We start from the raw sequence: 24,550 nt of genomic DNA, 5'->3' as shown, positions 1-24,550 counted from the left end.
CCGAACCTCCGACCACGTCACTGAGCGGCCCGCGGCACCGACGGCTCGCGGCGGGCCGCCAGCAGGGCCAGCGCCGCCGGGAGAAGGCCGATCCCCTGGATCAGGCAGAGTGTCCGTGGCTCGAGGACATCGCCGAGGAATCCGAAGAGGATGGACGCGACCGGGAAGGTCACGGTCATCAGGGCCTGCATCGCGGCGAAGAAGACCGGCTTGTCGGCCGCCGGGACGGTCTGCTGGAACAGGGTCACGAACTTGACGCCGAGCACTCCGGCGCACCAGCCGACCAGCAGCAGCGCCACCACGATGACGATCCGGTCGGTGACCAGGCCGGGCACGATCAGGCCGGCGCCGATGCCGGCCAGGCACGCCGGGCCCAGCGTGGCGGGGCGGCCCTTGACGTGCGGGCCGGAGAACGACCCGACGAGCATGCCGATCCCGATCGCCGACTGGAACAGCACCAGCGTGGTGGGGCTGTCGCCGAAGACGCCGCGGACGTACAGCGGGTAGACGACCGCGCCGGCCGTGGCGAACAGGTTCGCCGCGGCGAAGCAGACCAGCACGGCCCGGATGAACGGCAGTTCAGCGAGGACGGCCCGGAGTTTGCGCTGCACCGGCACTGCGGCGGGCCGGGTCCTGGTCCGCAGGTCGCCGTCGGTGGCCGGCTGCGCCGCGGGGACGGCGACCGGCGCCGGGGCGGGCCGGAACGCCGCCAGGTGGATCAGCAGCGCCGACAGCAGGTAGCTGCCGGCACAGGCCCCGATCAGCGCGGCAGGGCCGCCGAGATGGATCAGGTACGGGCCGAAGACCGCGCCGGTCAGGCCGGCGATCGACTGGGTGGACATCTCGAACGACGTCGCGTGCTGGATGTCGTCGCTGTCGACCAGTTCCGGCACCGATTTCGTCAGGCACGGGTCGAAGAAGCACTGCGTGACGGCCAGCAGGAGCACCGCCGGGTAGGGCACCAGCAGCGGCAGCTCCGCCAGCAGCGCCCAGATCAGCAGGACCAGGGTCACCGCAGCCGCGGCCAGCGAGGCCGTGCGCATCACGGTCCGGCTGGCGTACCGCCCGAGGGCGCGGGCCACCACCGGGATGAGCAGCACCGCGGGCAGGCTCGCCAACATCATGAACGGGCCGGTGGCCCGGCCGCGGAGGGCCTCGCTCACCTCGATGACCACCCACCAGACGATGCCGGCCTGGAACATCCGGCCGGCGATCTGGCTGCAGATCTGCGCCGCCCATACCCGGGCGAAGGCCGGGTTGCGCAATACCAGGGGCTGACTCATGAACGCTCCTCGAGCGACAGGGGCGACGACGGCGACACAGGCGACGGCGACAACGGGTGGGAGGGCGGGGCGGGCAGGAAGCCGGTCGCCGCGAAGAACCGCACGTAGCGTTCGAGGATGTCCGGATCGATCACCGGGCACTCGATGCCGGAACCGGCGAGCTCCCGCGGGGCGTTGGCGTCGCCGAACCGTGGCTCCGCACCGGCTTCCCCGGTGGAGCCGCTGTGCAGCAGCGCCGTCCCGGGCAGGGAACTGCCGGGCCCGGCCGTGCGCGCCGCCTCGGTCACCTCGGCGACCCACGCGGCGGCGGACAGGCTCCGCAGCGGGTAGCCGGCCGCGCGGACCGCCGCGTACACCGCCGCCGAACTGGTGTGAACCGGGTTGACCAGGTGATATGCGGTGCCGTCCAGCGGCGCCGTGCGGGACAGCCGGACGAGAGCGGCAGCCACGTAGTCGACCGGGACCAGGTCGACGGTGGCGAGCCGCCCGCCGTCCGGTGCGGCCCCGACCTCGACGCAGGCACGGATCTGGTTCCAGAATGCGTCGCCCTCGCCGGTCGCGCCGGTGGTGACCGCGCCACTGATCCGGCCGGGCCGGTAGACGGCGACCGGCAGGCCACGGCGGCCGGCCTCCCGGACCAGTTCCTCCGCCACCCACTTGGTCTGGATGTATCCGTTGTCCGGCACGTGGTCCAACGGGACGTGCCGGTCCTCGGTCAGCAGCTCGGGAGCATCGGCGGTGGAGTAGAGCACGCTGCATGTGGAGACGTAGTGCAGCGGGACGCCCCGGGGCGCGGCCAGCCGGATGACGTCGACGGTGGCGGCCACGTTGGTGGCCCGCATCCGCTGGTACGGGTCGGCGAGATGCACCCGGGCGCCGTTGTGGTAGATCACGTCCACGGTGGCGGCCAGCTCCTCGTACCGGGCGTCGGTCAGGCCGAGCCGCGGCTTCTCCAGGTCGGCCGGCCACGCGGTGACCCGGTCGCGGATCTGGTCGTCCCAGAGCCGGTAACGGCGCAGGCTGCTCTCGATCCGGGCTGTCGCGGCGGCCTGGCTGCCGGCCCGGACCGGGCAGACGATCCGGGCCGACGGGTGCGCCCGCAGCAGTTCGGTGAGCAGGAACGAGCCGAGGAAACCGGTCGCTCCGGTGAGGAGGATGTTCTCCGGTTCGTGCTCACCCGTACCGATGATGATCGAGGGGTCGAGCTGGAGATCGGCCCGCATGTCGTCGCCCGCCGGCCGGACGGCGCCGGACAGCGCGGCCACGGTGCGGCAGAGGAAGATGTCACGGACCGACACGTCCATCCCGAGATCGGTCCGGATCCGCGCGGCCAGCCGGGTCGCCAGGAGCGAGTACCCGCCGAGGGCGAAGAAGTCGTCGTCGATGCCGACGGCCGGCACCCCGAGTTCCTCGGCGAACAGCCGGCACAGGGCCTGTTCGCGGGCGTCCCGCGGGGCACGGCCCGGGTCGGTGGTGGTGGCCGGCGCCGGCAGGGCGGCCTTGTCGACCTTTCCGTTGCTGGTCAACGGCAGCGCGTCGAGCACGACCACGACCGGGACCATGTGGGTGGGCAGCTCCGCGGCCACGTGCTCCCGCACGGCGACCGGGTCCGGGTCCCGGCCGGGCACCGGGGTCACATAAGCGACCAGGCGTTTGTCGCCCGCCCGGTCCTCCCTGGCCACCGCCACGGCCTGCAATACGTCCGGATGGCCGGCCGTGACCCGGCTGACCTCGCCGAGCTCGATGCGGAAGCCACGGATCTTGACCTGGTCGTCGGTACGGCCGAGGAAGACGAGCTGTCCGTCCCGGTCCCACCGCACCAGGTCGCCGGTGCGGTACATCCGCTCCCCCGCGCCGCCCCACGGGCAGGCCACGAACCGCTCCGCGGTCAGCGCCGGCCGCCGGAGATAGCCGCGGGCCACGCCGTCGCCGGCCACGTACAGCTCGCCCGCCACACCCGGCGGCACCGGCCGCAGCCGGTCGTCCAGGACGTACAGCCTGGTGTTGAGGTTCGGGCCGCCGATCGGCGCCGGGTGGACGCCCGCCGACAGCGGCCGGCTGATGGTCGCGCAGACGGTGATCTCGGTCGGACCGTAGGCGTTGAACAGCTTCCGCCCGGCCGACCACCGGTCGACCACCTCGGCGGCGGGGGCCTCACCGGCCACTGTCAGCGTGGTCACGCCCGCGAGCGCGTCGCCGGACAGGACGGCGAGCGCGGTCGGCGGCAGCATCACCTGGGTCACGCCGTGTTCGGCGATCGTCGCCTCCAGCGGCGGTCCGACGGTGAGCCGGGCGGCGGACGGCACCACGAGGGTGGCGCCGGAGAACAGGGCCGGGCAGATCTCCAGAACGGTCGCGTCGAAGCTGGGCGAGGCGAACTGGAGGATCCGGGTGTCCTGGTCGATGCCGTACCGGCCGGCGGTGGTGGCCGCCAGCGCGGCCAGGCCGGCGTGGCTGACCACGACACCTTTGGGACGCCCGGTGGAGCCGGAGGTGTAGATGACGTAGGCGGTGTTGTCCAGGGTGAGCGGCCGGACCCGGTCGGCGTCGGACACCGGGCCGGTGGCCGGGCCGGACAGGTCGACCGATTCCAGCCGCACCAGCGGCACGTCGAGGTCCGGCAGGCCGTCCGCCGTCGCGTCGACGGTCAGCAGCATCGCCGGCCGGGCGTCACCGATCATGTAGCGGATGCGGCTGTCCGGGTAGGACGGGTCGACCGGCAGGAACGCCGCGCCCGCCTGGGTCACCGCGAGGATCGCCACGATCCAGTCGACCGAGCGGGGGAAGGCGAGCGCCACGATGTCCTCGGGCCCGGCGCCCCGTCCGATCAGCCAGCGGGCCAGGGCGTTCGCCCGCGCATCGAGCTCGGCATAGGTGAGGGTCACGTCGTCGCCGATGACGGCCGTCGCGTCCGGGGTACGGGCCACCTGCGCCGCGAACAGCTCGCCGAACGTGCCGGCCCGCACCGGTGCGCGGGTGTCGTTCCAGGTGACCAGCACCTGTTCTCGCTCGGCCGGGGTGAGGACGTCGACCTGGCCGATCCGGCGTTCCGGCGCGGCCGCCACCGCCTCGACGACCCGCAGCAGCCGGGCGGTCAGAAGCTCGGCGGTGGCCCGGTCGAACAGGTCGGTCGCGTACTCCAGCACGCCGGTCAGGCCCGCCGGCCCGTCCGGATGGCCGGTCTGCTCGACGAAGGTGACGGTCAGGTCGAACTTGGCGACCGGCAGCCCCGCCGGTTCGGTGGTCACGCGCAGCCCGCCGAAGTCGTGGTCGCCGCCGGCGTTGTTCTGGAGCACGCACATCACCTGGAACAGCGGCTGCCGCGACAGCGACCGGTCCGGGGCGAGTTCCTCGACCAGGTGATCGAAGGGGACGTCCTGGTGCGCGTACCCGTCCAGGGCCGTCTCCCGGACCCGGGCCAGCAGCTCGGTGAAGGCTGGATCGCCGGACAGGTCGGCACGCAGCACCAGGGTGTTGACGAAGAAGCCGACCAGGTCGTCGAGTGCCTCGTCGGCGCGGCCCGCGACGGGCGTGCCGATCGGCACGTCGTCGCCGGCGCCGAGCCGGTGCAGCAGCACGGCGAACGCGGCCTGCAACACCACGTGCAGGGTGACGTCCTGCCTCCGGGCCAGGGCGAGCAACGCCCGGTGCGATTCCGGGCCGACGGTGAAGGGCACGTGCCCGCCGGCGTGCGACGGCACCGCCGGGCGGGTCCGGTCGTACGGCAGGTCCAGCTCGGCGGGCACTCCCGACAGAGCCGCCCGCCAGTACGCGGTCTGCGTGCTGATCAGGCTCCCCGGGTCGGCCGCGGAGCCGAGCAGCTCCTCCTGCCAGATGGTGTAGTCGGCGTACTGGACCGGCAGCGGCGCCCGGCGGGCGCCGGACCCGCCGGTCCGGGCCGTGTAGGCCTGCCCGAGGTCGCGCAGCAGCGGCGCCAGCGACCAGCCGTCACCGGCGATGTGGTGCATCACCACGGCCAGGACGTGCTCCTGTGCGCCGAGTTCGAACAGCCAGGCCCGGACCGGGGCCCCGGCGGCGAGGTCGAACCGGTGCGCGGCGGCGCCGGCCAGCGCCTGCTCCAGGTCGGCGGCGCTGACGCGTACCGTCGTGAGCGGCAGTCGCCCGGCGGCGGGATCGAGGATCCGCTGGACGGCGACGCCGTCGACGTCGGCGAATACCGTCCGCAGCGTCTCGTGGCGTGCGGCCAGGTCGTCCAGGGCGGCACGCAGCGCCGCCCGGTCGAGTTCGCCGTGCAGGCGGAGCACCACCGGCATGTTGTAGGTGGCGCTCGGACCCTCCAGCTGGTGCAGGAACCACAGTCGCCGCTGTGCCGGGGACTGCGGGAGCCGTGCGGGCCGGGGCGCCGCGGTCAGCGCCGGGCGGGTGGCCCCGCCGGCGGTCGCGATCAGGGTCGCGAGGCGGGCCGGGGTGGTGGCGGTGAACACGTCGCGCACGGCGATCTCCACGCCGAGCGCGGTCCGGACCCGGGAGGTCAGCCGGACCGCGAGCAGGGAGTGGCCGCCGAGGGCGAAGAAGTCGTCGTCCGGGCCGGCCGTGGCGACGCCGAGCAGGTCGGCGAAGAGGCCGCAGAGGATCTCCTCGGGCCCGCTGCGGGGCGCCCGGCCGGTGCCGTGCGGTGAGGCCGGGTCCGGTGCCGGCAGCGCCGCGCGGTCGACCTTGCCGTTGCTGGTCAGTGGCAGGGTGTCCAGCGGGACGACCACGGACGGGACCATGAACTCGGGCAGGTGGCGGGCGGCGTACGCGCGAACCTCGGCCGCGTCGACCGGCCGTCCGGCCCGGCCGGGGGTGACGTAGCCGATCAGCCGCCGGTCGCCGGGCCGGTCCTCGCGGACCATCACCACGCTCTGGCCGACGTCGTGGTGTGCGGCGAGGGCGGCCTCGACCTCGCCGGGTTCGATCCGGAAGCCGCGAAGTTTCACCTGGCCGTCGGCCCGGCCCACGAAGACGATCTCTCCGGCGGCGTTCCACCGGACCAGGTCGCCGGTACGGTACATCCGCTCACCGGCCCGGACGGGGTCGGCGACGAACCGTTCCGCGGTCAGGTCGGCGCGGCCGATGTAGCCGCGGGCCAGGCCGGCGCCGGCGAGGTAGAGCTCGCCGGTGACGCCCGCCGGCACCGGCTGGAGGTGCCGGTCGAGCACGTAGGCGCGCATGCCGTCCAGCGGGGTGCCGATCGGCGCCTGGTCACCGGTCAGGGCGGCGGCGTCGGTCATCGGGTGGGCGGTGGCGAAGGTGGTCGCCTCGGTCGGCCCGTACACGTGGGTGAGGACGGTGTCCGGGCAGCTCTTCAGGAAGCGGCGCATCGTGGCGGGGCTGCCGGCCTCGCCGCCGGTGAGCACTTCGCGGAGCCCGGCCAGATGTTCCGGGCACTCCTCCACCAGCAGGTTGAACAGCGCGGTGGTGAGGAAGGCCGAGGTGACCCGCCCGTCGGTGATGGTGCGGGCCAGGGTCGCCACGTCGGGCTCCCCGGGCGGGGCGATGACGACGGTCCCGCCCCGCAGCAGCGGCACCCACAGTTCGTAGGTGGAGGCGTCGAAGGCGTGCGGCGAGCGGCACAGCACCCGGTCGTGGGCGCCGCCGGCCCACCGGTGGTCGGCCGCGAGCGCGGCGATGTCGCGATGCCGGACCGCCACGCCCTTGGGCCGGCCCGTGGAGCCGGAGGTGTGCATGACGTAGGCGAGGTTGTCGGCGTGCGGCCGGACTCCGGGGTCGTGATCCGGGCCGGATTCGTCGCGGTGGACGAGCACGGTCGCGTCGTGCGGGAACTCCGGGTCCGCGTCGGCCAGCAGCACGGCCGCCCCGGCCTGGCCGGTGATCCAGGCGAGGCGGTCGGCGGGATGGCTCGGCAGCAGCGGGACATAGGCGCCGCCGGCCTTGAGGACCGCGAGCAGCGCCACCACCAGGTCGGCGGAGCGCTCCATCAGCACGGCGACCGCCACCTCGGGGCCCGTGCCGGCGGCGATCAGCCGGTGGGCGAGACGGTTGGCGCGGGCGTCCAGCTCGGCGTAGGTCACCGAGGTGGCGCCCATCAGGAGGGCGACGGCGTCCGGCGTGCGCGCGGCCTGCGCCGCGAACAGCTCCGGCACGGTTCCGGAAATCGGGCGGGGCAGCGTACGGTCCCCGGCGGCGAGCATCCGTTGCCGCTCCACCGGGGTGAGGTCGCCGATCCCGGCGAGCCGGGTGTGCGGGCCGGTCGCGACGGTGCCGAGGATCCGGACCATCCGGTCGGCGAGGGCCTGTGCGGTGGACCGGTCGAAGACGTCGGCGGCGTATTCGAGGACGCCGGTGAGTCCGGCCGGCTCCTTGCTGGTGCCCTGTTCCTCGAAGGCGGCGAGCAGGTCGAATTTCGCCGCGTTCAGGGTGACCGGCTCGGCTGTCACCGTCAGGCCGGGCAGGTCCAGGCCGGCGTGGGCGGTGTTCTGCAACGTCAGCAGCACCTGGACCAGCGGCTGGCGGGCCGTCGAGCGGGTGGGGGCGAGTTCCTCCACGACCCGGTCGAACGGCACGTCCTGGTGGGCGTAGGCGTTCAGCGCGGTTTCCCGGACCCGGGCCAGCAACTCGGTGAACGTCGGGTTGCCGGACAGATCGGCGCGCAGGACCAGCGTGTTGACGAAGAAGCCGACCACGTCGTCGAGGGCTTCGTCGGTGCGACCGGCGACGGCCACGCCGACAGGCAGGTCGTCGCCGGCGCCGGCCCGGTGCAGGAGCACCGCGAAGGCGGCCTGCAACACCATGTGCAGGGTGGTGTCGCTGCCCCGGGCGACGCCGAGCAGCGCCCGGTGGGTGCCGGCGTCGAGCTGGAACCGGATGTGCCCGCCCTGGTGCGAGGCGACGGCGGGGTGCGGCCGGTCGAACGGCAGCTCCAGCTCCGCCGGAGCGCCGGCCAGGGTCTGCTTCCAGTAGCGAAGCTGCTGGCGCAGCAGGCTGTCCGGGTCGGTGTCGCGGCCCAGCAGGTCCCGCTGCCACAGGGTGTAGTCGGCGTAGCGGACCGGCAGCGGCGTCCAGCCGGGCGCGTGTCCGGCGAGCCGGGCGGTGTACGCGGTGGACAGGTCCCGCAGCAGCGGCGCCGTCGACCAGCCGTCGCCGGCGATGTGGTGGATGACCAGGCCGAGGACGTGGTCGTCCGGGCCGAGGCGCCACAGCCAGGCGCGCAGCGGCAGCTGGTGGGCGAGGTCGAACCGCACGGCTGCCGCGCCGGCCAGCGCACGGCCGAGTTCGGCGGCGGTGAGGTCCCGCTCGGACAGCTCGACGGTGGCCCCGGCGGGGTCGAGGACGACCTGGCGCGGTTCGCCGCCGGGCGCGGGATAGACGGTCCGCAGGCTTTCGTGGCGGGCCACCAGGTCGCCGAGGGCGGCCCGCAGCGCGCCGGCGTCGAGAGCGCCGGTGAGCCGCAACGCGTACGGCATGTTGTAGGTGGCGGTGGGCCCGTCGAGCTGGTTGAGGAACCAGAGCCGCTGCTGGGCCGGCGACAGCGGCAGCGGGTCCGGCAGCTCCGCCGGGCGCAGCGGGGGCCGCGCGGAGCCGGACGCGGCCTCGGCGACCGCGGCCAGCCGTGCGGGTGTCGGCGCGGCGAACACGTCGCGGACCGGCAGTTCGACGCCGAGTGCCGAGCGGGCGCGGGCGGCGAGCCGGGTGGCGAGCAGGGAGTGGCCGCCGAGGTCGAAGAAGTCGTCGTCGGCGCCCACCTCGGGCAGGCCGAGGATCTCGGCGAACAGCCCGCACAGGATCTGCTCGGCCGGGGTGCGCGGCGCGCGGCCGGCCGCGTTGCCGGTGACCGCCGGGTCGGGCAGGGCGGCACGGTCGAGCTTGCCGTTGCCGGTGAGCGGGAAGGCCGGCAGCACGGTCACGGTGGACGGCACCATGTAGTCGGGCAGGCTGCGGGCGGCCTGCTCACGGACCTGACCCGGAGCCACGTCGCCGGTCACGTAACCGGCCAGCCGGTCGTCGCGGACCACGACCGCCGCCCCGGTGACGCCGGGCTGCCGGGCGAGGACCTGCTCGACCTCGCCGAGCTCGATCCGGAAGCCGCGCAGCTGGACCTGGTCGTCGCTGCGGCCCAGGTATTCGAGGTGCCCGCCGGGCAGCCGGCGGGCGACGTCGCCGGTGCGGTACAGGCGGCTGCCGGCCTGCGGACAGCCGGCTCGGGTGAAGGGGTTGGCGACGAACCGGGCCGCGGTCAGGTCCGGCCGGTTCAGGTAGCCGCGGGCCAGGCCCGCCCCGGCGACGTAGATCTCGCCCGGCACACCGGCCGGCACCGGTCGCAGGCGCTCGTCGAGGACGTACATCGCCAGGTCCGGAATGGCCTCGCCGATGACGGAGCCGGGCCGCGCCGCCGCCGTCTCGTCGAGCGCGACGTAGGAGACGTGCACGGTCGTCTCGGTGATGCCGTACATGTTGACCAGCACGGGGGCGGCCGGGTCGTGCCGGCGGTACCAGTCGGTCAGCCGGCCCGGGTCCAGCGCCTCCCCGCCGAAGATCACCGTTCGCAGGGCCAGTCGCGCGCCGAGCTCCGGAGCGTCCCGGTCGGCGCCGATCAGTTGGTAGAACGCGGACGGGGTCTGGTTGAGGACGGTGACCCGCTCGTCGACGAGCAGCCGCAGGAAGTCCTCCGGCGACCGGCTGTCGGCATGGCTGACCACGACGAGACGTCCGCCGTGCAGCAGCGGGCCCCACAATTCCCAGACCGAGAAGTCGAAGGCGTACGAATGGAACAGGGTCCACACGTCGTCCGGCCGGAAACCGAACCAGTGATCGGTCTCGGTCAGCAGCCGGATCGCGTTGGCGTGCGGGACGAGCACGCCCTTGGGACGGCCGGTGGAGCCGGAGGTGTAGATGACGTAGGCCGCGTTCGCGGGTGACAGCGCCACACCGGGGTCGGTGGCGGGCTGCCCGGCGGTGGCCCTCAGCACCTCCGGCGTGACCGTCAGGACGGGGTCGGCGTCGGCGAGCATGTACGCGATCCGGTCGGCCGGATAGCCGGGGTCGACCGGCAGGTACGCGGCACCCGCCTTGAGCACGCCGAGCAGCGCCACCACCGCCTCGTGGCAGCGGGGGAAGCGGATCGCGACCAGCTTCTCCGGGCCGGCGCCGCGCTCGATCAGGTGGTGGGCGAGCCGGTTGGCGGCCGCGTTGAGCTCGCCGTACGACATGGTGACGCCGTCACAGGTCAGGGCGATCGCCCCGGGCCGGGCGGCGGCCTGCACCTCGAACCGCGACACGATGGTGTCGCCGGTGTCCGTACCGGCGCCGCCGGTCAGCGGCGCCGCCGTGAGCGCGCGGCGTTCCTCGTCGCCGAGCAGTTCGACGTCGCGGACCGGGGTGTCCGGGCCGGCGGCGAGCGCGGTGAGGACGATGCCCAGCCGGTCCACGATCGACTGGGCGGTCGCGGCGTCGAACACGTCGGTGGCGTAGTCGACGGCGCAGTCGATGCCGCCGGCCGGCCGTTCGTCGAAGTTGACCACCAGGTCGAACTTGGCGACGTTCGTGACCACCGACTCGACCTCGACCAGCAGGCCGGGCAGGTCCAGCCGGGCGGCGGTGGTGTTCTGGAGCAGCACCATCACCTGGAACAGCGCCGACCGGGCCAGAGACCGGGCCGGGGCCAACTCCTCGACCAGGCGGTCGAAGGGGATGTCCTGGTTGGCGTAAGCGCCCAGGGCGGTCTCGCGGACCCGGCCGAGCAGCTGGCGGAAGGTCGGCCCGCCGGAGACGTCGGCGCGCAGCACCAACGTGTTCACGAAGAAGCCGACCAGGTCGTCCAGGTCCTCCTCGGTGCGGCCGGCGACCGCGGTGCCGAGCGGGATGTCGTCGCCGGCGCCCAGTCGGTGCAGCAAGGCGGTGACCGCGGTCTGCAACACCATGAACAGGGTGCTGTCGGTCTCCGCGGCCAGTCGCAGCAGCCCCCGGTGGACCTCGGCGGGCACGGTGAGGGTGACCTGCTCACCGTGGTGCGACGGCATCGCCGGGTGCCGCCGGTCGTACGGCAGCAGGATCTCGGCGGGCGAGCCGGCCAGGGCCGTACGCCAGTGGTCGAGTTGTTCCTGCAGGACGCCGTGCTCCTCGCCGAGGAGTTCGCGCTGCCACAGGCTGTAATCGGTGTACTGGACCGGCAGCTCCTCCCAGCCGGGCCGGTGGCCGTGCAGCCGGGCCTCGTACGCCTGCGAGAGGTCGCGCATCAGCGGGGCGACCGACCAGCCGTCGCCGGCGATGTGGTGCACGACGAGGAGCAGCACGTGCTCCTCCGGCGCCAGGCGGAACACCCGGGCGCGCAGCGGCAGATCGGCGGTGAGGTCGAACGGCCGGCGGCCGCCCTCGGTCAGCGCCTCCGGCAGGTCGGTGGCGGCGAGGTCCTCGACGGTGAGGTCGAGGCCGACGCCGGCCGGGTCCAGGACGTGCTGGACCGGCACACCGTCGTGGGCGGGGAAGACGGTGCGCAGGCTCTCGTGCCGGTCGATGACGTCGAGCAGCGCGGCACGGAGCACGGCGAGGTCGAGCCGGCCGGTCAGCCGCAGCGCGAACGGCATGTTGTAGGTGGCGGTGGCGCCTTCGAGCTGGTTCAGGAACCACAGTCGCTGTTGGGCGTAGGACAGGGCGGTCATGAGGGGGTCTCTTTCTTCGCCATCCGGCGCAGCGTGGGCCGCGCGGGGCGGGCGGTCGTCAGTCGTTCGCTGATCCGGGCCGGCGTGCGTGCCGTGAACAGGTCACGGATCGACAGATCGGCCCGCAGCGCGGTGCGGATCCGGCTGACCAGACGGGTGGCGAGCAGGGAGTGGCCGCCGAGGTCGAAGAAGTCGTCGTCGACACCGACGGCGGGCAGGCCGAGCAGTTCGGCGAAGAGCCGGCAGAGGGTCTCCTCGCGGGCGTCGCGGGGCTCCCGGCCGGGCCCGGCGGTGACCGCCGGTGCGGGCAGGGCGGCCTTGTCGACCTTGCCGTTGCTGGTCAGGGGCAGAGCGTCGAGGACGACCACGGCCGGGACCATGTGACCGGGCAGACTCAGGCCCGCATGCCGGCGTACGGCGGAGGCGTCCACGGCGCGGCCGGGTTCCGCGGTGACGTACGCGACGAGCCGCTGGTCACCGGGCCGGTCCTCGCGGACCACCACGGCGGCCTGACGGACGTCCGGATGAGCGGCGACGGTACGCGTGATCTCGCCGAGCTCGATGCGGAAACCGCGGAGCTTCACCTGGTCGTCGGTGCGGCCCAGGAACAGCAGGTGACCCGCCGTGTTCCAGCGGACCAGGTCACCGGTCCGGTACATCCGCTCCCCCGGCTGGCCCCACGGGCACGCCACGAAGCGTTCACCGGTCAGCGCCGGCCGTCCCAGGTAGCCGCGGGCCAGGCCGGCGCCCGCGACGTACAGCTCGCCCGGCACGCCCGGTGGCACCGGGTTCAGCCGGGCGTCCAGCACGTACAGCCGGGTGCCGGTGATCGGGCCGCCGATCGGGGCCGGTCCGGCGCCGGCGTGGAGCGGGTCGCTGAGGGTCGCGCACACCGTGGTCTCGGTGGGGCCGTACGCGTTGATCATCGTGCGTCCCGCCGACCACCGGTCCACCACCCGCGCGGACGGCGCCTCACCGGCCACCACCAGCACCCGCACGCTGCCGAGCGAGTGCTCCGGGAGCACCGCCAGGGCGGCCGGCGGCAGGGTCACATGGGTCACCCCGTGCGCGGCGACCGTCGCCGCCAGCGGTTCCCCGACGGTCAGCCGCTCGGCGGACGGCACGACGAGGGCCGCACCGGACAGCAGCGCCGGGCAGACGTCGAAGACGACCGCGTCGAAGCTGGGCGAGGCGAACTGGAGGACCCGGCTGTGCTCGCCGATCCCGTAGCGCCCGGCCGTGGCGTGCACCAGGCTCGCGATGCCGGCGTGGCTGACCGCGACGCCTTTCGGGCGGCCGGTGGAGCCGGACGTGTAGATGACGTACGCGGTGTTCGCCGGCGCCACCGGCCGGGCGACCGGTGTGCTCGGCAGCATGGGCAGCCGCGCGGTGATCGCGGCGGAGTCGAGCGCCACCACGGGCACGTCGAGCGGCGGCAGGTCGCGGGCCGTCACCTCGACGGTCAGCAGCAGCGCCGGGCGGGCGTCGCCGGCCATGTAGCGGATCCGGTCGGCCGGGTAGGACGGGTCGATCGGCAGGAACGCCGCACCGGTCCTGGTCACCGCCAGCATCGCGACGACCCAGTGCGTCGAACGCGGGAACGACAGGGCCACGATGTCCTCGCGACCGACGCCCGCCTCGATCAGCCACCCGGCCAGGGTGTTCACCCGGGCGTCGAGTTCGGCGTAGCTCAGGGTGAGGTCGTCGGCGATGAGGGCGGGCGCGGCCGGAGTCCGGGCCACCTGGGCGGCGAACATCGCGCCGAGTGTCCGCGCCGGGACCGCCGCCCCGGTGTCGTTCCAGGTGACCAGCGTCCGGTGCCGTTCGGCGGGGGTGAGCACGTCGATCCGGCCGACGGTCCGGTCCGGTGCGGCGGCGACCGCGGCGAGGATCCGGCCCAGCCGGTCGGCCAGCCCCCGCACGGTGGCCCGGTCGAGGACGTCGGCCGCGTACTCCAGCTGCGCGCCGAGCCCGGCCGGGTCGCCGGCCTCGTCGAACTCCTCGACGAAGTTCGCGGTCAGGTCGAACTTGGCGATGTCGAGCGGGACCGGCCGCACATCGGCGCCCAGGCCGGGCAGTTCCAGGGCGGGGCGTGCGGTGTTCTCCAGCGTCACCATGACCTGCACCAGCGGGTGGCGGGCCGTGGAGCGGTCCGGAGCCAGCTCCTCCACCAGCCGGTCGAACGGCAGGTCCTGATGAGCGAAGGCTTCGAGATCGCGGTCCCGGACCTGCTCCAGGAGCCGGCGGAACGGCGGGTCGCCGGACAGGTCGGTGCGCAGCACCACGGTGTTGACGAAGAACCCCACCAGATCGTCGAGGGATTCGTCGGCGCGGCCCGCGACCGGTGTGCCGATCAGGACATCGTCGCCGGCGCCGGACCGGTGCAGCAGCACGGCGAACGCCGCGTGCAGCACCATGAACAGGGTCACGTCGTGATCGCGGGCCAGGCGCAGCAGGGCACGGTGCAGGGCGGCCGGCACGGTCACCGGCACCTGCCCGCCCCGGTGGGAGGGCTCGGCCGGGTGCGGACGGTCGTAGGGCAGCTCCGCCTGCTGGGGCGCCCCGGCCAGGGCCGTACGCCAGTGTGCGAGTTGCCGGCCGAGCACGCTGTCCGGCTCGCCGGCCGCGCCGAGGAGCCGGCGCTGCCAGAGGGCGTAGTCGGCGTACTGCACCGGCAGAGCGGCCCACGCCGGTGCGGCGCCGCCGAGACGGGCGGTGTACGCCGTGGACAGGTCACGCAGCAGCGGGCCGATCGACCAGCCGTCGGCGGCGATGTGATGCAGCACCAGTAGCAGGACGTCGCCGCCGGCACCGAGGTGAGCCCGGATCGGCAGGTCCCGCGACAGGTCGAACGGACGGTGCGCCGCCGCGGACAGCCAGCCGGCCGGGTCGCCGGCGTGCGGCTCGACCGCCACCGCGGCCCGGTCCCCGGTCAGGATGCGCTGGTGGGCGATGCCGTCGCGGTCGGCGAACACGGTCCGCAGGCTCTCGTGACGCGACACCACGTCGGTCAGCGCCGCCCGCAGGGCCGGCACGTCGAGCGGGCCGGTCAGCCGCAGCAGGTACGGCATGTTGTAGGTGGCGCGCGGGCCCTCCAGCCGGTCGATGAACCACAGGCGCTGCTGGGCCGACGACAGCGGCAACGTCTCGGGGCGGGCCTCGGGGCGCAGCAGCGGGCGTGAGCCGTACCGTGCGGTCGTCGCCGCGGCGGCCAGCCCGGCCGGCGTGCGTGCCGCGAACAGGTCACGCAACGACAACTCGGCGGTGAGCGCGGTGCGGACGCGGCTCACCAGCCTGGTGGCCAGCAGCGAGTGCCCGCCGAGGTCGAAGAAGTCGTCGTCGGCGCCGACCTGCGGCAGGCCCAGCACCTCGGCGAACAGGCGGCAGACGATCTCCTCGCGCGCATCGCGTGGCCGGCGCGGGCCGCCTTCCGGGACGATCCGCTCCGGTACGGGCAGGGCCGCCTTGTCGATCTTCCCGTTGCCGGTCAGCGGCAGCGCGTCCAGTGCCACCACCAGCGGCACCATGAACTCGGGCAGGTGCGAGGAGGCGTACGAGCGCAACTCGGCGGCGCTGACGTCACCGACGACGTACGCCACCAGCCGTTTGCCGCCCGGCTGGTCGTCGCGGGCGACGACCACGGCCTGCCGCACGGCCGGGTGTGCGGTCAGCGCCGTCTCGATCTCGCCGACCTCGATCCGGTAGCCCCGGATCTTGACCTGGCCGTCGGCGCGCCCGGCGAAGACCAGGCGCCCGTCCGGATTCCACCGCGCCAGGTCGCCGGTGCGGTACATCCGCTCGCCGGGCGTGTCCCAGGGGCAGGCCACGAAGCGTTCGGCGGTCAGGTCGGAGCGGCTCGCATAGCCGCGGGCCAGGCCGTGACCGGCGAGGTAGAGCTCGCCGGTCACGCCCGCTGGCACCGGCCGGAGCCGGTCGTCGAGCACATAGGCCCGCGTGTTGTCCAGGGGGCGCCCGATCGGCAGGGTGTCGGTGACATCGGTTACCCGCGCGATCGGGTGCGACGTGGCGAACGTGGTGGTCTCGGTCGGCCCGTAGCCGTCCACCACGACCGTGCCGGGACAGACCTCCAGCATCCGCCGTACGGCTGCGGGCGGCACCACGTCCCCGCCCGTCCAGATCTCCCGCACTCCGGCGAACCGGCCGGCGTACTCCTCGGCCATCGCGCCGAACAGGCCCGCGGTCAGCCAGACGGCGGTCACCCCGCTGTCGGCGATCAGGTCAGCGATGGTGGCCACGTCGGCGGGCCCGGACGGGGCGATGACGAGCTCGCCGCCGCGCAGCAGCGGAACCCACAGTTCGTAGGTGGACGCGTCGAAAGCGTGCGGCGAGTGCACCAGCACGCGGCGGTGCGCCGCACCGTCGAATCGGGTGTCCAGCGCCAGCGTCACGACGTTGCGGTGGGTGACCGCCACACCCTTCGGGGTTCCGGTGGAGCCGGACGTGTACATGACGTAGCAGAGGCCGGCCGGGTCGACCGGGACGGTGCGCCCGCTCGCACGCCCGGCGGAGCGGTCCGCGGCGTCCAGGGTCACGACGGCCGCGGTGTGACGGAAGTCCGGCATCGCCGGCTCCGTCACCAGGACGGTGGCTCCGGCCTGTTCGACGATCCAGCTCAGCCGCTCCGCCGGGTACCCGGGCAGCAGCGGCACGTAGGCGGCGCCCGCCTTGAGGACGCCGATCAGGGTGGCCACCAGATGTGCGGAGCGTTCCATCAGCACCGCCACCCGGGTCTCCGGGCCCACGCCGGCCTCGATCAGCCGGTCGGCGATGACGCCGGCCCGGGCGTCGAGTTCCGCGTAGGTCCAGCGCACCGGCCCGTCCGTCAGGGCTGTCACGTCGGGTGTGCGGGCGGCCTGTTCCGCGAACAGGGTCGCCACGCTCGCGGCCGGCACCGGGACCTCGCTGTCGTTCCAGTGTCGCCGGGCCTGCTCGTCGTCGGCGGTCGGCAGGATGAGGTCGGCCACCAGGGTGTCCGGGTCCGCGTCGACGAGCCGGCTGAGGAAGCTGAGGAACCGCGACCGGTGGCCGGCCAGCTCGCCGGGTGCGTACAGGTCCGGATTGGCGTCGAGGTCCACCCGGTACCCGTTGCCGTCGCGGCGGTCGTGCACCAGCATCGCCAGGTCCTCGTGCAGACCTAGGGTCAGGTTGGACGCGACCGCCGGGCTGTCGCCGAACCGGACGTCGTAGTCGAAGCTCACGATGTTGGCCAGCGGCCCGGCCAGCCGGGTACGGGCCGACAACCGGTCGCGGCGCATGTCCTCGACCCGGTAGCGCTGGTGGCGGAGAACGGTTCTCGCCTCGGTGGCGACCTGACGGATCAGGCCGCCGACACCGGCCGCCCGATCGATCGGCACGCGCAGCGGCAACAGGTTCGACACCATGGCCGGCGTCGCCCGGTCCAGCGGGTCGGGGCGCGCGGCGGCGGCCAGACCCACGACGACCTCGTCGGCGCCGGTCATCCGGTGCAGATAGCCGGCCCAGGCCGCGGTGACGACCAGCGGCCAGCGGGTGCCGTACGCGGCGGCCGCCGCGTCCAGCCGGCGGACGGCCGCCGCGTCGAGCACCCCGCTCCGGCGGATCAGGGCGGCGGGTTCGGTCGGCTGCCGAAGAGCCGGGCTCACCGGTTCCGGACAGTCCCGCAGGTAGTCGGCCCAGAAACGCCGGTCCTGCTCGCGACGTTCCGAGGTGGCGTACTCCCGGTCGCGATCCACCAGGTCGGACAGTCGGCCGAACGTGCTGTCCGGCACCTGTGTGCCCTCGGCGAGCGCGGTGTAGACCTCGGCCACCCGGCGCACGATCATGCTCATGCCGGAGCCGTCGATGACCAGGTGGTGATAGCTGTACGACCACAGCCACCGGTCGGCGGCCAGCCGGATCAGGGCGTACCGGAACAGCGGGCCGGCCGTCAGGTCGAACGGCCGGGCGAGGCCGGCGCGCATCCACTCCACGGCGGAGCCGAGCGGGTCGGCCTCCCCGCTGAAGTCGTGGACCGGGAGATCCCAGTCCCCCGCCTCGCCGATGTGCTGGCGCACCTCGCCGTCGGCGGTTTCCACGAAGCGGGCGGTCAGGCACTCCGCCTCACTGACGGTGCGGCGCAGGGCCTGCTCGAACAGGTCGGCCCGGACCGGGCCGCTGATGTCCAGATACTCGCCGAGGGTGTGCAGCAGGCTGCCCGGAGCGAGGTGGTGGGCGTACCAGATGCCGTGCTGGGCGGCGGTCAGTGGAAGGGTCGTTGTGGCCAGAGAACGAGACGGCACGATGACGGCCCGGTCAGCCCATGGCCTTGATCAGGCTCTGTGGACGCATGTCGGTCCAGTGCTCATTGACGTAGTCGAGGCAGGCCTGGCGGGTGTCCGCGGTTTTCGCGATGGACCAGCCGGCGGGTACGGCGACGAATTCCGGCCACAACGAGTGCTGGCCTTCGTCGTTGACCAGAACCAGATAGGTGCCGTTCTCATCCTCGAATGGGTTCATGGTGTTTCCCTTCCTCGATCTCACGGGTACGCGAGAGTGGGCGGACGACGGCTCGTGACCGTCGGCTGCCCCGGTCCAAAATGGTGCGACGCGCGACCATAACACCTACGAAACAGGCCCTTAATTGACCTAGATGGACCCCACCGGCATCGAGTGATCTTCAGCACGAAGTGACGAGGGTCATGGCTTTGGAATGCATGAATGCATCGGTTATATCGACCGGCCATTTCACGCAGCAGCAATAATATGAACGTCGTGAAAGCTGGCGCGTCTTCGCCGGCTCGGCGCAACCGCACCGATCACTCACGCCGGCAGCGTCCGGGAGGCCGTAGTTGGATGACATCACGGGCAGACTGCGGCAGTTGGACGACATGAGGCCGGCCGTGCGCGCGGCGGCCGCGGGCGGCGACGCCGTGGACGTCGCCCGGCTACTCCACGCACACGGGCCACGCGGCGTAATCGTCCACACGGCCCGGCCGCTCCGCGAGGAGTTGGATCTCACCATCACGCAAGCCCTGGACCTCGCCTCCTGGGCGGAGGTTCCGGAGGACGACGACGAGCAGTCCCGTGCCAGCCTGCGATCCGGCATGCCGACGCCATTGCGAGCCCGGCACGGTGTAGCTGAGGAGGGGTCATAGGTCTGGCCTGACGGGCATGACCACGGGAGGCGGTTCGGGGTCAGCGTGGTCGGATGCCGGCAGCAACATGACGAAGGTGCCGCCTTCGCCGGGCATGGAGAACACGGCGACGTGTCCGCCGTGTGACTCGACGATCTGCCGGACGATCGCCAGCCCCAGCCCGGTGCGTCGCTCCGCGACGAGCCGTTGCCGTCTGCCGGCCGGCCGGAAGCACCTCCGACCAGAGCGTCCCGGTCGCTGTTCGCCGGCGCTCTGTCGGACGGCTCGGTGGCCGTCGCGTTCACCCTTGTGGCGGTGCTGACCCTCCTGGCTTTCCGTTGGGCGACCGCCACCCTGCGAGCCATAGGCCGGACGCGCCCGGACGACGCCACCGGTCAGTCCCGGGCGCGGTGAAGGAGGTCGCCTCGGCTGGAACGCTCCGGATAACGGCAGACCTTTGGGATCCTGCTCATTTCAGCCCAATGACGGACGAAACGATAGACGACATGTCTGCATGGGGACCGGGTGGCGAAGCAGGGAGAGCCCAGAGTGCTGACGAAGTCGCGGAACCGGCCGGGCGGATGGCTGGCCAGCCGTCGGGTTCGCACAAAACTCCTGGTGGTCGTCGCCGCCCTAGCCTCGGTGGCCGTCGCGGTGGGCGGCCTCAGCCTGCACCAGCTCTGGCAGGTGCAGCAGGCCGGTGACGACGTGTACACCTGGGCGATGCGACCCGCGCTGCACGCGGCCGAGATCGAACAGCAGATCCTGGCGAAGCGGACCGCGGCCTTACGGCACGCCTCGGCGCCCGACGCGGCCAGCAAGCAGAAGTACGAGACGATGTTCCGTACGCACGCCGACGCGCTGAACCGGGCCCTCGCGACCTATCCGGTGGCCGAGCCGGTCGACGTCACCCGCATCGCCGAGATCATCAACCTGACCCGCGACTACAACGAAATTCTGCTCGGCCAGTACATGCCGGCCAGCCTGCGCCTCGACTCGGTGGCGGTGCAACTGGCCCGCGACCGGGCCAGCCCGCTCGGCGACCGGTCGCTGGTCGTGCTCGACGAACTGATCGCCGAACAGGACCGGCGGGCCGTCGCCATCCGGCAGACCGTCACCGACGAGTACGCGTCGGCGCGCAACGCCGTGATCGTGGTTCTGGTGCTCGGCCTGGCGGGCGGGCTGCTGCTGGGCATTGTCATCGCCCGGGTGATCGTTCGGCGATTGCACCGGGTGCAGTGGGTGGCCGAAGGGCTGGCCGCCGGCGACCTCTCCCGGTCCAGCGGCGTGACCGGGACCGACGAGATCGCCCGGATGGCGCGCGCCCTCGACGAGGCGGTGCGGACCCGGCGCCGGCTGGAGGAGGAGTTGCTGGAACGCAACGCCGAGTTGCAGCGGCTGAGCACCATCGACGGGCTCACCGGCCTGCCCAACCGCCGCCACCTGGAGCAGCGGCTCACCGAGTCGATCAGCCTGGCCACCCGTCACGGCGGCCCGCTGTCCGTTCTCCTGCTCGACATCGACCGCTTCAAACGGATCAACGACACCCTCGGCCACGCCGCGGGTGACCTGGTCCTCAGCGTGGTCGCCGACCGCATCCGCGGCGCTATGCGCGTCGAGGACCTCGCCGGACGGTGGGGCGGCGAGGAGTTCCTGGCGGTGCTGCCGAACACCGACGTCGACGGCGCCGTCGTGGCCGGCGAACGGATCCGCACCGTGATCTGCGGCGAGCCGATCGTGGTGGACGACCACGAGCCATTGACCGTCACCGTCAGCATCGGGGCCGCCGCCGACCCGGCCGACGGCCTGTCCGGTCTGGTCAACCGGGCCGACGAGGCCATGTACCGGGCGAAGCAAGCCGGTCGTAACCGCGTTGTGCGGGCGGTCGACGCGCCCCAGGCCGGCACAGCCGTCCCCGTCGCCTAGTGCGCGATCGGCGGCATGACAATGCTCCTTCCCAACGGAGGAAGCTTGTCAAGGAACCAGATCCGGCCGGATGAAATCGGCGTTCGGACTGTTCCAGAGCCGCTCATAATAGTGACGAATGTACTCGTCAGCAAGCTTCCTGCTCCGTACGGAAATTCCGAGGGTCTGGTCTCCGTCTCGATGCGTGAAGAAGACGACGTCGTCGTATATCCCGACGTTGAACGCTTCGGTTAGATGGACGGGACCGCTGAGCACCTTGACGAGATACCTAGGGTCGCCCACGTTGACCTTGGCGGCGAATTCCAGCTCCTGCCTGAAGAATTCTTTCAGCCCTTCGCTGTCCCCGCGAAGTATTATCCTGCGGAAGCTGCGGTCATCGGACGTCAGCGCCCATTCGCGACAGGTCCTGAAATGTCGATCTGCGGCTTCCCCTCGCATTGGACCTTCATTGCGCAAGTGGGTGACCCAGACGCGATTCCTTGCCGCGAGAATTGCCGACACGGTGGCGTTGTAGACCTTACTTCTTCCTTCATAGAACGCAACTTCTGCACTCTGCGCGTCGGCGAGCGAGGAGATGCTGTCTTTGATGGCCTTCAGCTCGCTCTCCATACGCTCAAGATCTCTCTGACTTTTTGACAAGCCCGCAGCGTGAGCAAGGGCCGCAAGAAGGAGTATGAAGAGCGTTGAGCCGAGAAATGGCTTCTCAAATCTCACCGCACCCAGCTCGCGAACGAAGTAGGCGAGTATGAAATAGACCGCCAACAGCCCGATGGCAATATAGTAGAAGGATCGCTTCGCCAAAGCGGCACCCTTGATCATGATTCCATGCTTCTGCGACAAATTCCACCACTCCGGACTGTAGATCGTTGTTCGAAAACCTAGCCGGCCCCCATGGCTGGAGCTGCTCCGCGCATCCGCCTGCGGATAAGGCAAGGGAAGTAGATAGATCATTCCTGGGTGATACGCAAGAAGTTGATACGCAAGAAGACGCGGACTCCCGGATTCTCAATAATGCCCGAGGACGATAATCGCCGCACTGTCAGCCATCCGACCCGGCGTGGCTGAACCGAAGGCATCGTTCGTTCAGTCGATTGATGTAGCGGCTGGCCCGCTCGCGAGTCCGTGCGAATCGCCGCGAACAGCTCGGCCTTCGACATCCGCGGCCGGCCCGGACGGCCGGATCGAGGGTGACCACGTCAGCGATGGACACACGCCACCACATCGCCGATCACCGGGAATCGGGAGTGACCGGTGTCGAGCGGGTCGACGACCCACGACGCCGTTCGATACTGTAACCACGGTTACAACAACGAGGTGGGAGTGGGTGGTGGCGATGGCTCAGCAGCGGACGGTGTTGTTCGTCTGCCCGCACGGCGCGGGCAAGAGCCGGATGGCGGCGGCCTGGTTCAACGGACTGGATCTGCCCGGCTGGACGGCGCTGTCGGCCGGGGTCGAGCCTCAGACCGAGGTGAGCCTGCACGCCGCGCGCCTGCTGGACGGCACGCCGGTGCGCACACTGCTGGACGCGGCGGCTCCCCGGCCGGTGTCGGCGGTGCCGGACGTGGAGGTGCTGGTCGCCATCGATTGTGCTGACGGGTTCACCACCGACGTGCGGTGGGCGCTGGAGCAGCAGTCGTTCGACGAGCAGATGTGCGCCGAGATCCGCGGCCGGGTGAACGCCCTGGCCGCAACCCTGTCGGCGCGGCAGCAGTCGTGACCGCGCCTGACCGGCACAGGTTTCCATGACCGGTCGGCGTGCAGCCGGGAGCTCAGAACCGCGCCACCACCCACCAGTCAGCGGCCATGGTCGCGACCACCGTGGCGAGCGTCAGCGCCGACTCCCAGGTGCTGCTCGAGGCGTACCGGGAATCGTTGAACAGGCCGAACCCTCGGACCCGGACCTCCGCGCCCACGCCGGCCCGGGTCCGCGTCGGCGATCACGTGAGGGCGACGAATTTCAGGCCCTTGGCTTGAAGGGCTGGGATGACGGTCTTCAGGGAAGCCAGCGTCTGCGAGCGGTCGCCGCCGCCGTCGTGGCAGAGCAGGATCTGGCCGGGTTGGGCGGCGAGCAGGCGCTCGGTGATGTAGGCGACGCCGGGGCGGGCCCAGTCGCGCGGGTCGGTGGTCCAGTCCATCGGGATCACGCTGCTCTGGGAGACCGATTCTGATAGCCCTGGGGACCAGGCGCCGCCGGGGGCGCGGAACAGGCTCGGGGTGAACCCGGTAGTGCTGTAGATCTTGTCTTGGGCTCGGTGGATCTCCTTCAGCACCGTGTGGGACGGCAGCTTGTCCAGGTTGATCGGGTGGCTCCAGGTGTGGTTGGCGATCAGGTGGCCGTCGGTGGCGACGTCACGGGCGGTCGCCTCGTGGCCGAGGACCTGATTGCCGATCATGCAGAACAGTGCCGGGACGTCGTGCTTCTCCAGCAGCCGCAGGATGGGAGGCGTCCAGACCGGGTGCGGGCCGTCATCGATGGTGAGCGCGATGGCGTCGGTGGGGAACGGGTCGCCCGGGACGATGGTGCGGAAGTCCTGCAGGGTGTGTACCGGAACCTTCATCACCGGGGTCGTGGGCTTCGGCACGGGCGTCGGGGTCTGCGAGGGGGCGGGATCGCTGACGACCAGGTTGGGAGCCTTGGTGGCTTCCGGCTCGCCGCGACCGGCCAGGGCGGCGATCGTGCCACCGATCAAGGCGGTGCCGGCGGCGGCCGGGATCGCCCACAGCAAGCGGCGGCGGGTGAGAGGCTTCCCCCTCGGGGGTACGACGGCAGGGGTCCCCGGCGCGGCGGGCAGGGCGATCGTCGGCTCGGAGGGTGGCGGGGCGACGGTCGGCGCGGACCGAGGGGCAGGCACAGACGGCAGAGCGACCGTCGAGTCCGACATGGGCCGGGGCGCCGGCTCGAGTGGGCTCGGCAGGGCGATCGTCGGTTCCGGGACGGCCGAGGACGGGCGGCTGACCGGCTGCGCCACCCTCGATTCCGGTGAGAGCCGGGGCTTGGGCAGCGCGATCGTCGACTCGGACCGGGCGGAGATCACCGTGGTCGGCTCGGATCTATCCGCCGCGGACGCGGCTGCTCCTGCCGCGGCCACCTCTCCTGCCGAGAGGGCGACCGTCTCCTCGGCAGCGTCCGCCGCTGAGGGCGCGATCGCCGACAAGGTCACTGTCGGCTCGGACTCGTCCCCTTCCGAGCCGGAATCCGCAGCCGGAGAGACCGCCGGCAGATCAGCCGTCGGTTCGGATCCCGCCGAAGCCGACGAGTCGACTGTCGTCTCGGAGATCTCCGCGGCCGGCAAGGTGACCGCCGGCTCACCGTCACCGGAATCGCCGGGTTCGTCCAAGGCGACGGTGGGTTCAGCCGACTCATCGACCTCGGCAGGTTCCGGAGGCGTGCTGTCCTGGGGTGCAGGGGTGAGCCCATCGGTGTTCACCGGTGGGATTGTCGCGCCCACGGTCAAATCGGTCTTCATCTGTGTCTTGCCGAGGAACCGATGACGGTGCACACCCGCATCGATCTGGCTCTGACGATCGTCGACTCGCCGCTCGCTTGAGGCCGGTGCGCTACGGCGTCGGAAGGTCTGCGGCCGGCCGGTCAGAGCCCGGCGTAGGAGTG

At 72.3% G+C, this 24,550-nt stretch carries 11 protein-coding genes; 3 read left to right on the top strand and 8 right to left on the bottom strand.

Features of this window, described 5'->3' with window-relative positions:
- Positions 1-17: 17 nt before the first annotated feature.
- From QLQ12_RS36005 to QLQ12_RS35990, 4 genes are read right to left on the bottom strand one after another with little or no spacing between them, the layout of a single operon-like run.
- Complete coding sequence (locus tag QLQ12_RS36005; protein ID WP_282765263.1) at positions 18-1,283, bottom strand: MFS transporter; 1,266 nt, start codon at positions 1,281-1,283, stop codon at positions 18-20.
- Positions 1,280-11,902, bottom strand: coding sequence for a non-ribosomal peptide synthetase (locus QLQ12_RS36000; RefSeq protein ID WP_282765262.1), 10,623 nt, complete (start codon positions 11,900-11,902; stop codon positions 1,280-1,282). The genes QLQ12_RS36005 and QLQ12_RS36000 overlap by 4 nt, the downstream gene beginning before the upstream one ends.
- The gene (locus QLQ12_RS35995; protein WP_282765261.1) at positions 11,899-18,180 is read right to left on the bottom strand and encodes a non-ribosomal peptide synthetase; all 6,282 of its coding nucleotides are present in this window, start codon (positions 18,178-18,180) and stop codon (positions 11,899-11,901) included. Before QLQ12_RS35995 ends, QLQ12_RS36000 begins: the two co-directional genes overlap by 4 nt.
- A 13-nt stretch (positions 18,181-18,193) precedes the next feature.
- On the bottom strand, positions 18,194-18,397 hold the full coding sequence (locus QLQ12_RS35990) for an MbtH family protein (protein WP_282765260.1): 204 nt from the start codon (positions 18,395-18,397) through the stop codon (positions 18,194-18,196).
- Between the two features lie 332 nt (positions 18,398-18,729).
- On the opposite strand from QLQ12_RS35990, the gene QLQ12_RS35985 reads away from it, so the two are divergent.
- On the top strand, positions 18,730-19,035 hold the full coding sequence (locus tag QLQ12_RS35985) for a hypothetical protein (RefSeq protein WP_282765259.1): 306 nt from the start codon (positions 18,730-18,732) through the stop codon (positions 19,033-19,035).
- On the opposite strand, the gene QLQ12_RS47210 is transcribed toward QLQ12_RS35985, so the two are convergent.
- Positions 19,030-19,413, bottom strand: a complete 384-nt coding sequence (locus QLQ12_RS47210) for an ATP-binding protein (protein ID WP_407651672.1) — start codon at positions 19,411-19,413, stop codon at positions 19,030-19,032. The two genes, QLQ12_RS35985 and QLQ12_RS47210, sit on opposite strands and share 6 nt — an antisense overlap.
- A gap of 150 nt (positions 19,414-19,563) precedes the next feature.
- Here QLQ12_RS47210 and QLQ12_RS35975 point away from each other — a divergent pair, with 150 nt between their 5' ends.
- A complete protein-coding gene (locus QLQ12_RS35975; RefSeq protein WP_282765258.1) occupies positions 19,564-20,940 on the top strand; it encodes a GGDEF domain-containing protein in 1,377 nt (458 codons plus the stop codon).
- A 48-nt stretch (positions 20,941-20,988) separates the two neighbouring features.
- Here QLQ12_RS35975 and QLQ12_RS35970 read toward each other — a convergent pair whose 3' ends face one another.
- Positions 20,989-21,759 (bottom strand): hypothetical protein, encoded by a 771-nt coding sequence (locus QLQ12_RS35970; protein WP_282765257.1) that lies wholly within the window; start codon positions 21,757-21,759, stop codon positions 20,989-20,991.
- 514 nt (positions 21,760-22,273) lie between these two features.
- On the opposite strand from QLQ12_RS35970, the gene QLQ12_RS35965 reads away from it, so the two are divergent.
- On the top strand, positions 22,274-22,657 hold the full coding sequence (locus QLQ12_RS35965; protein WP_282765256.1) for a low molecular weight phosphatase family protein: 384 nt from the start codon (positions 22,274-22,276) through the stop codon (positions 22,655-22,657).
- Between the two features lie 52 nt (positions 22,658-22,709).
- On the opposite strand, the gene QLQ12_RS35960 is transcribed toward QLQ12_RS35965, so the two are convergent.
- On the bottom strand, positions 22,710-22,853 hold the full coding sequence (locus tag QLQ12_RS35960) for a hypothetical protein (RefSeq protein WP_282765254.1): 144 nt from the start codon (positions 22,851-22,853) through the stop codon (positions 22,710-22,712).
- Positions 22,854-22,877: 24 nt separating this feature from the next.
- Positions 22,878-24,368 (bottom strand): polysaccharide deacetylase family protein, encoded by a 1,491-nt coding sequence (locus QLQ12_RS35955; RefSeq protein ID WP_282765253.1) that lies wholly within the window; start codon positions 24,366-24,368, stop codon positions 22,878-22,880.
- Positions 24,369-24,550: the final 182 nt, after the last annotated feature.

The organism is Actinoplanes sandaracinus, assembly GCF_030009775.1.
GTDB lineage: Bacteria > Actinomycetota > Actinomycetes > Mycobacteriales > Micromonosporaceae > Actinoplanes > Actinoplanes sandaracinus.
This window is presented reverse-complemented; position numbering and strand designations above follow the sequence as displayed.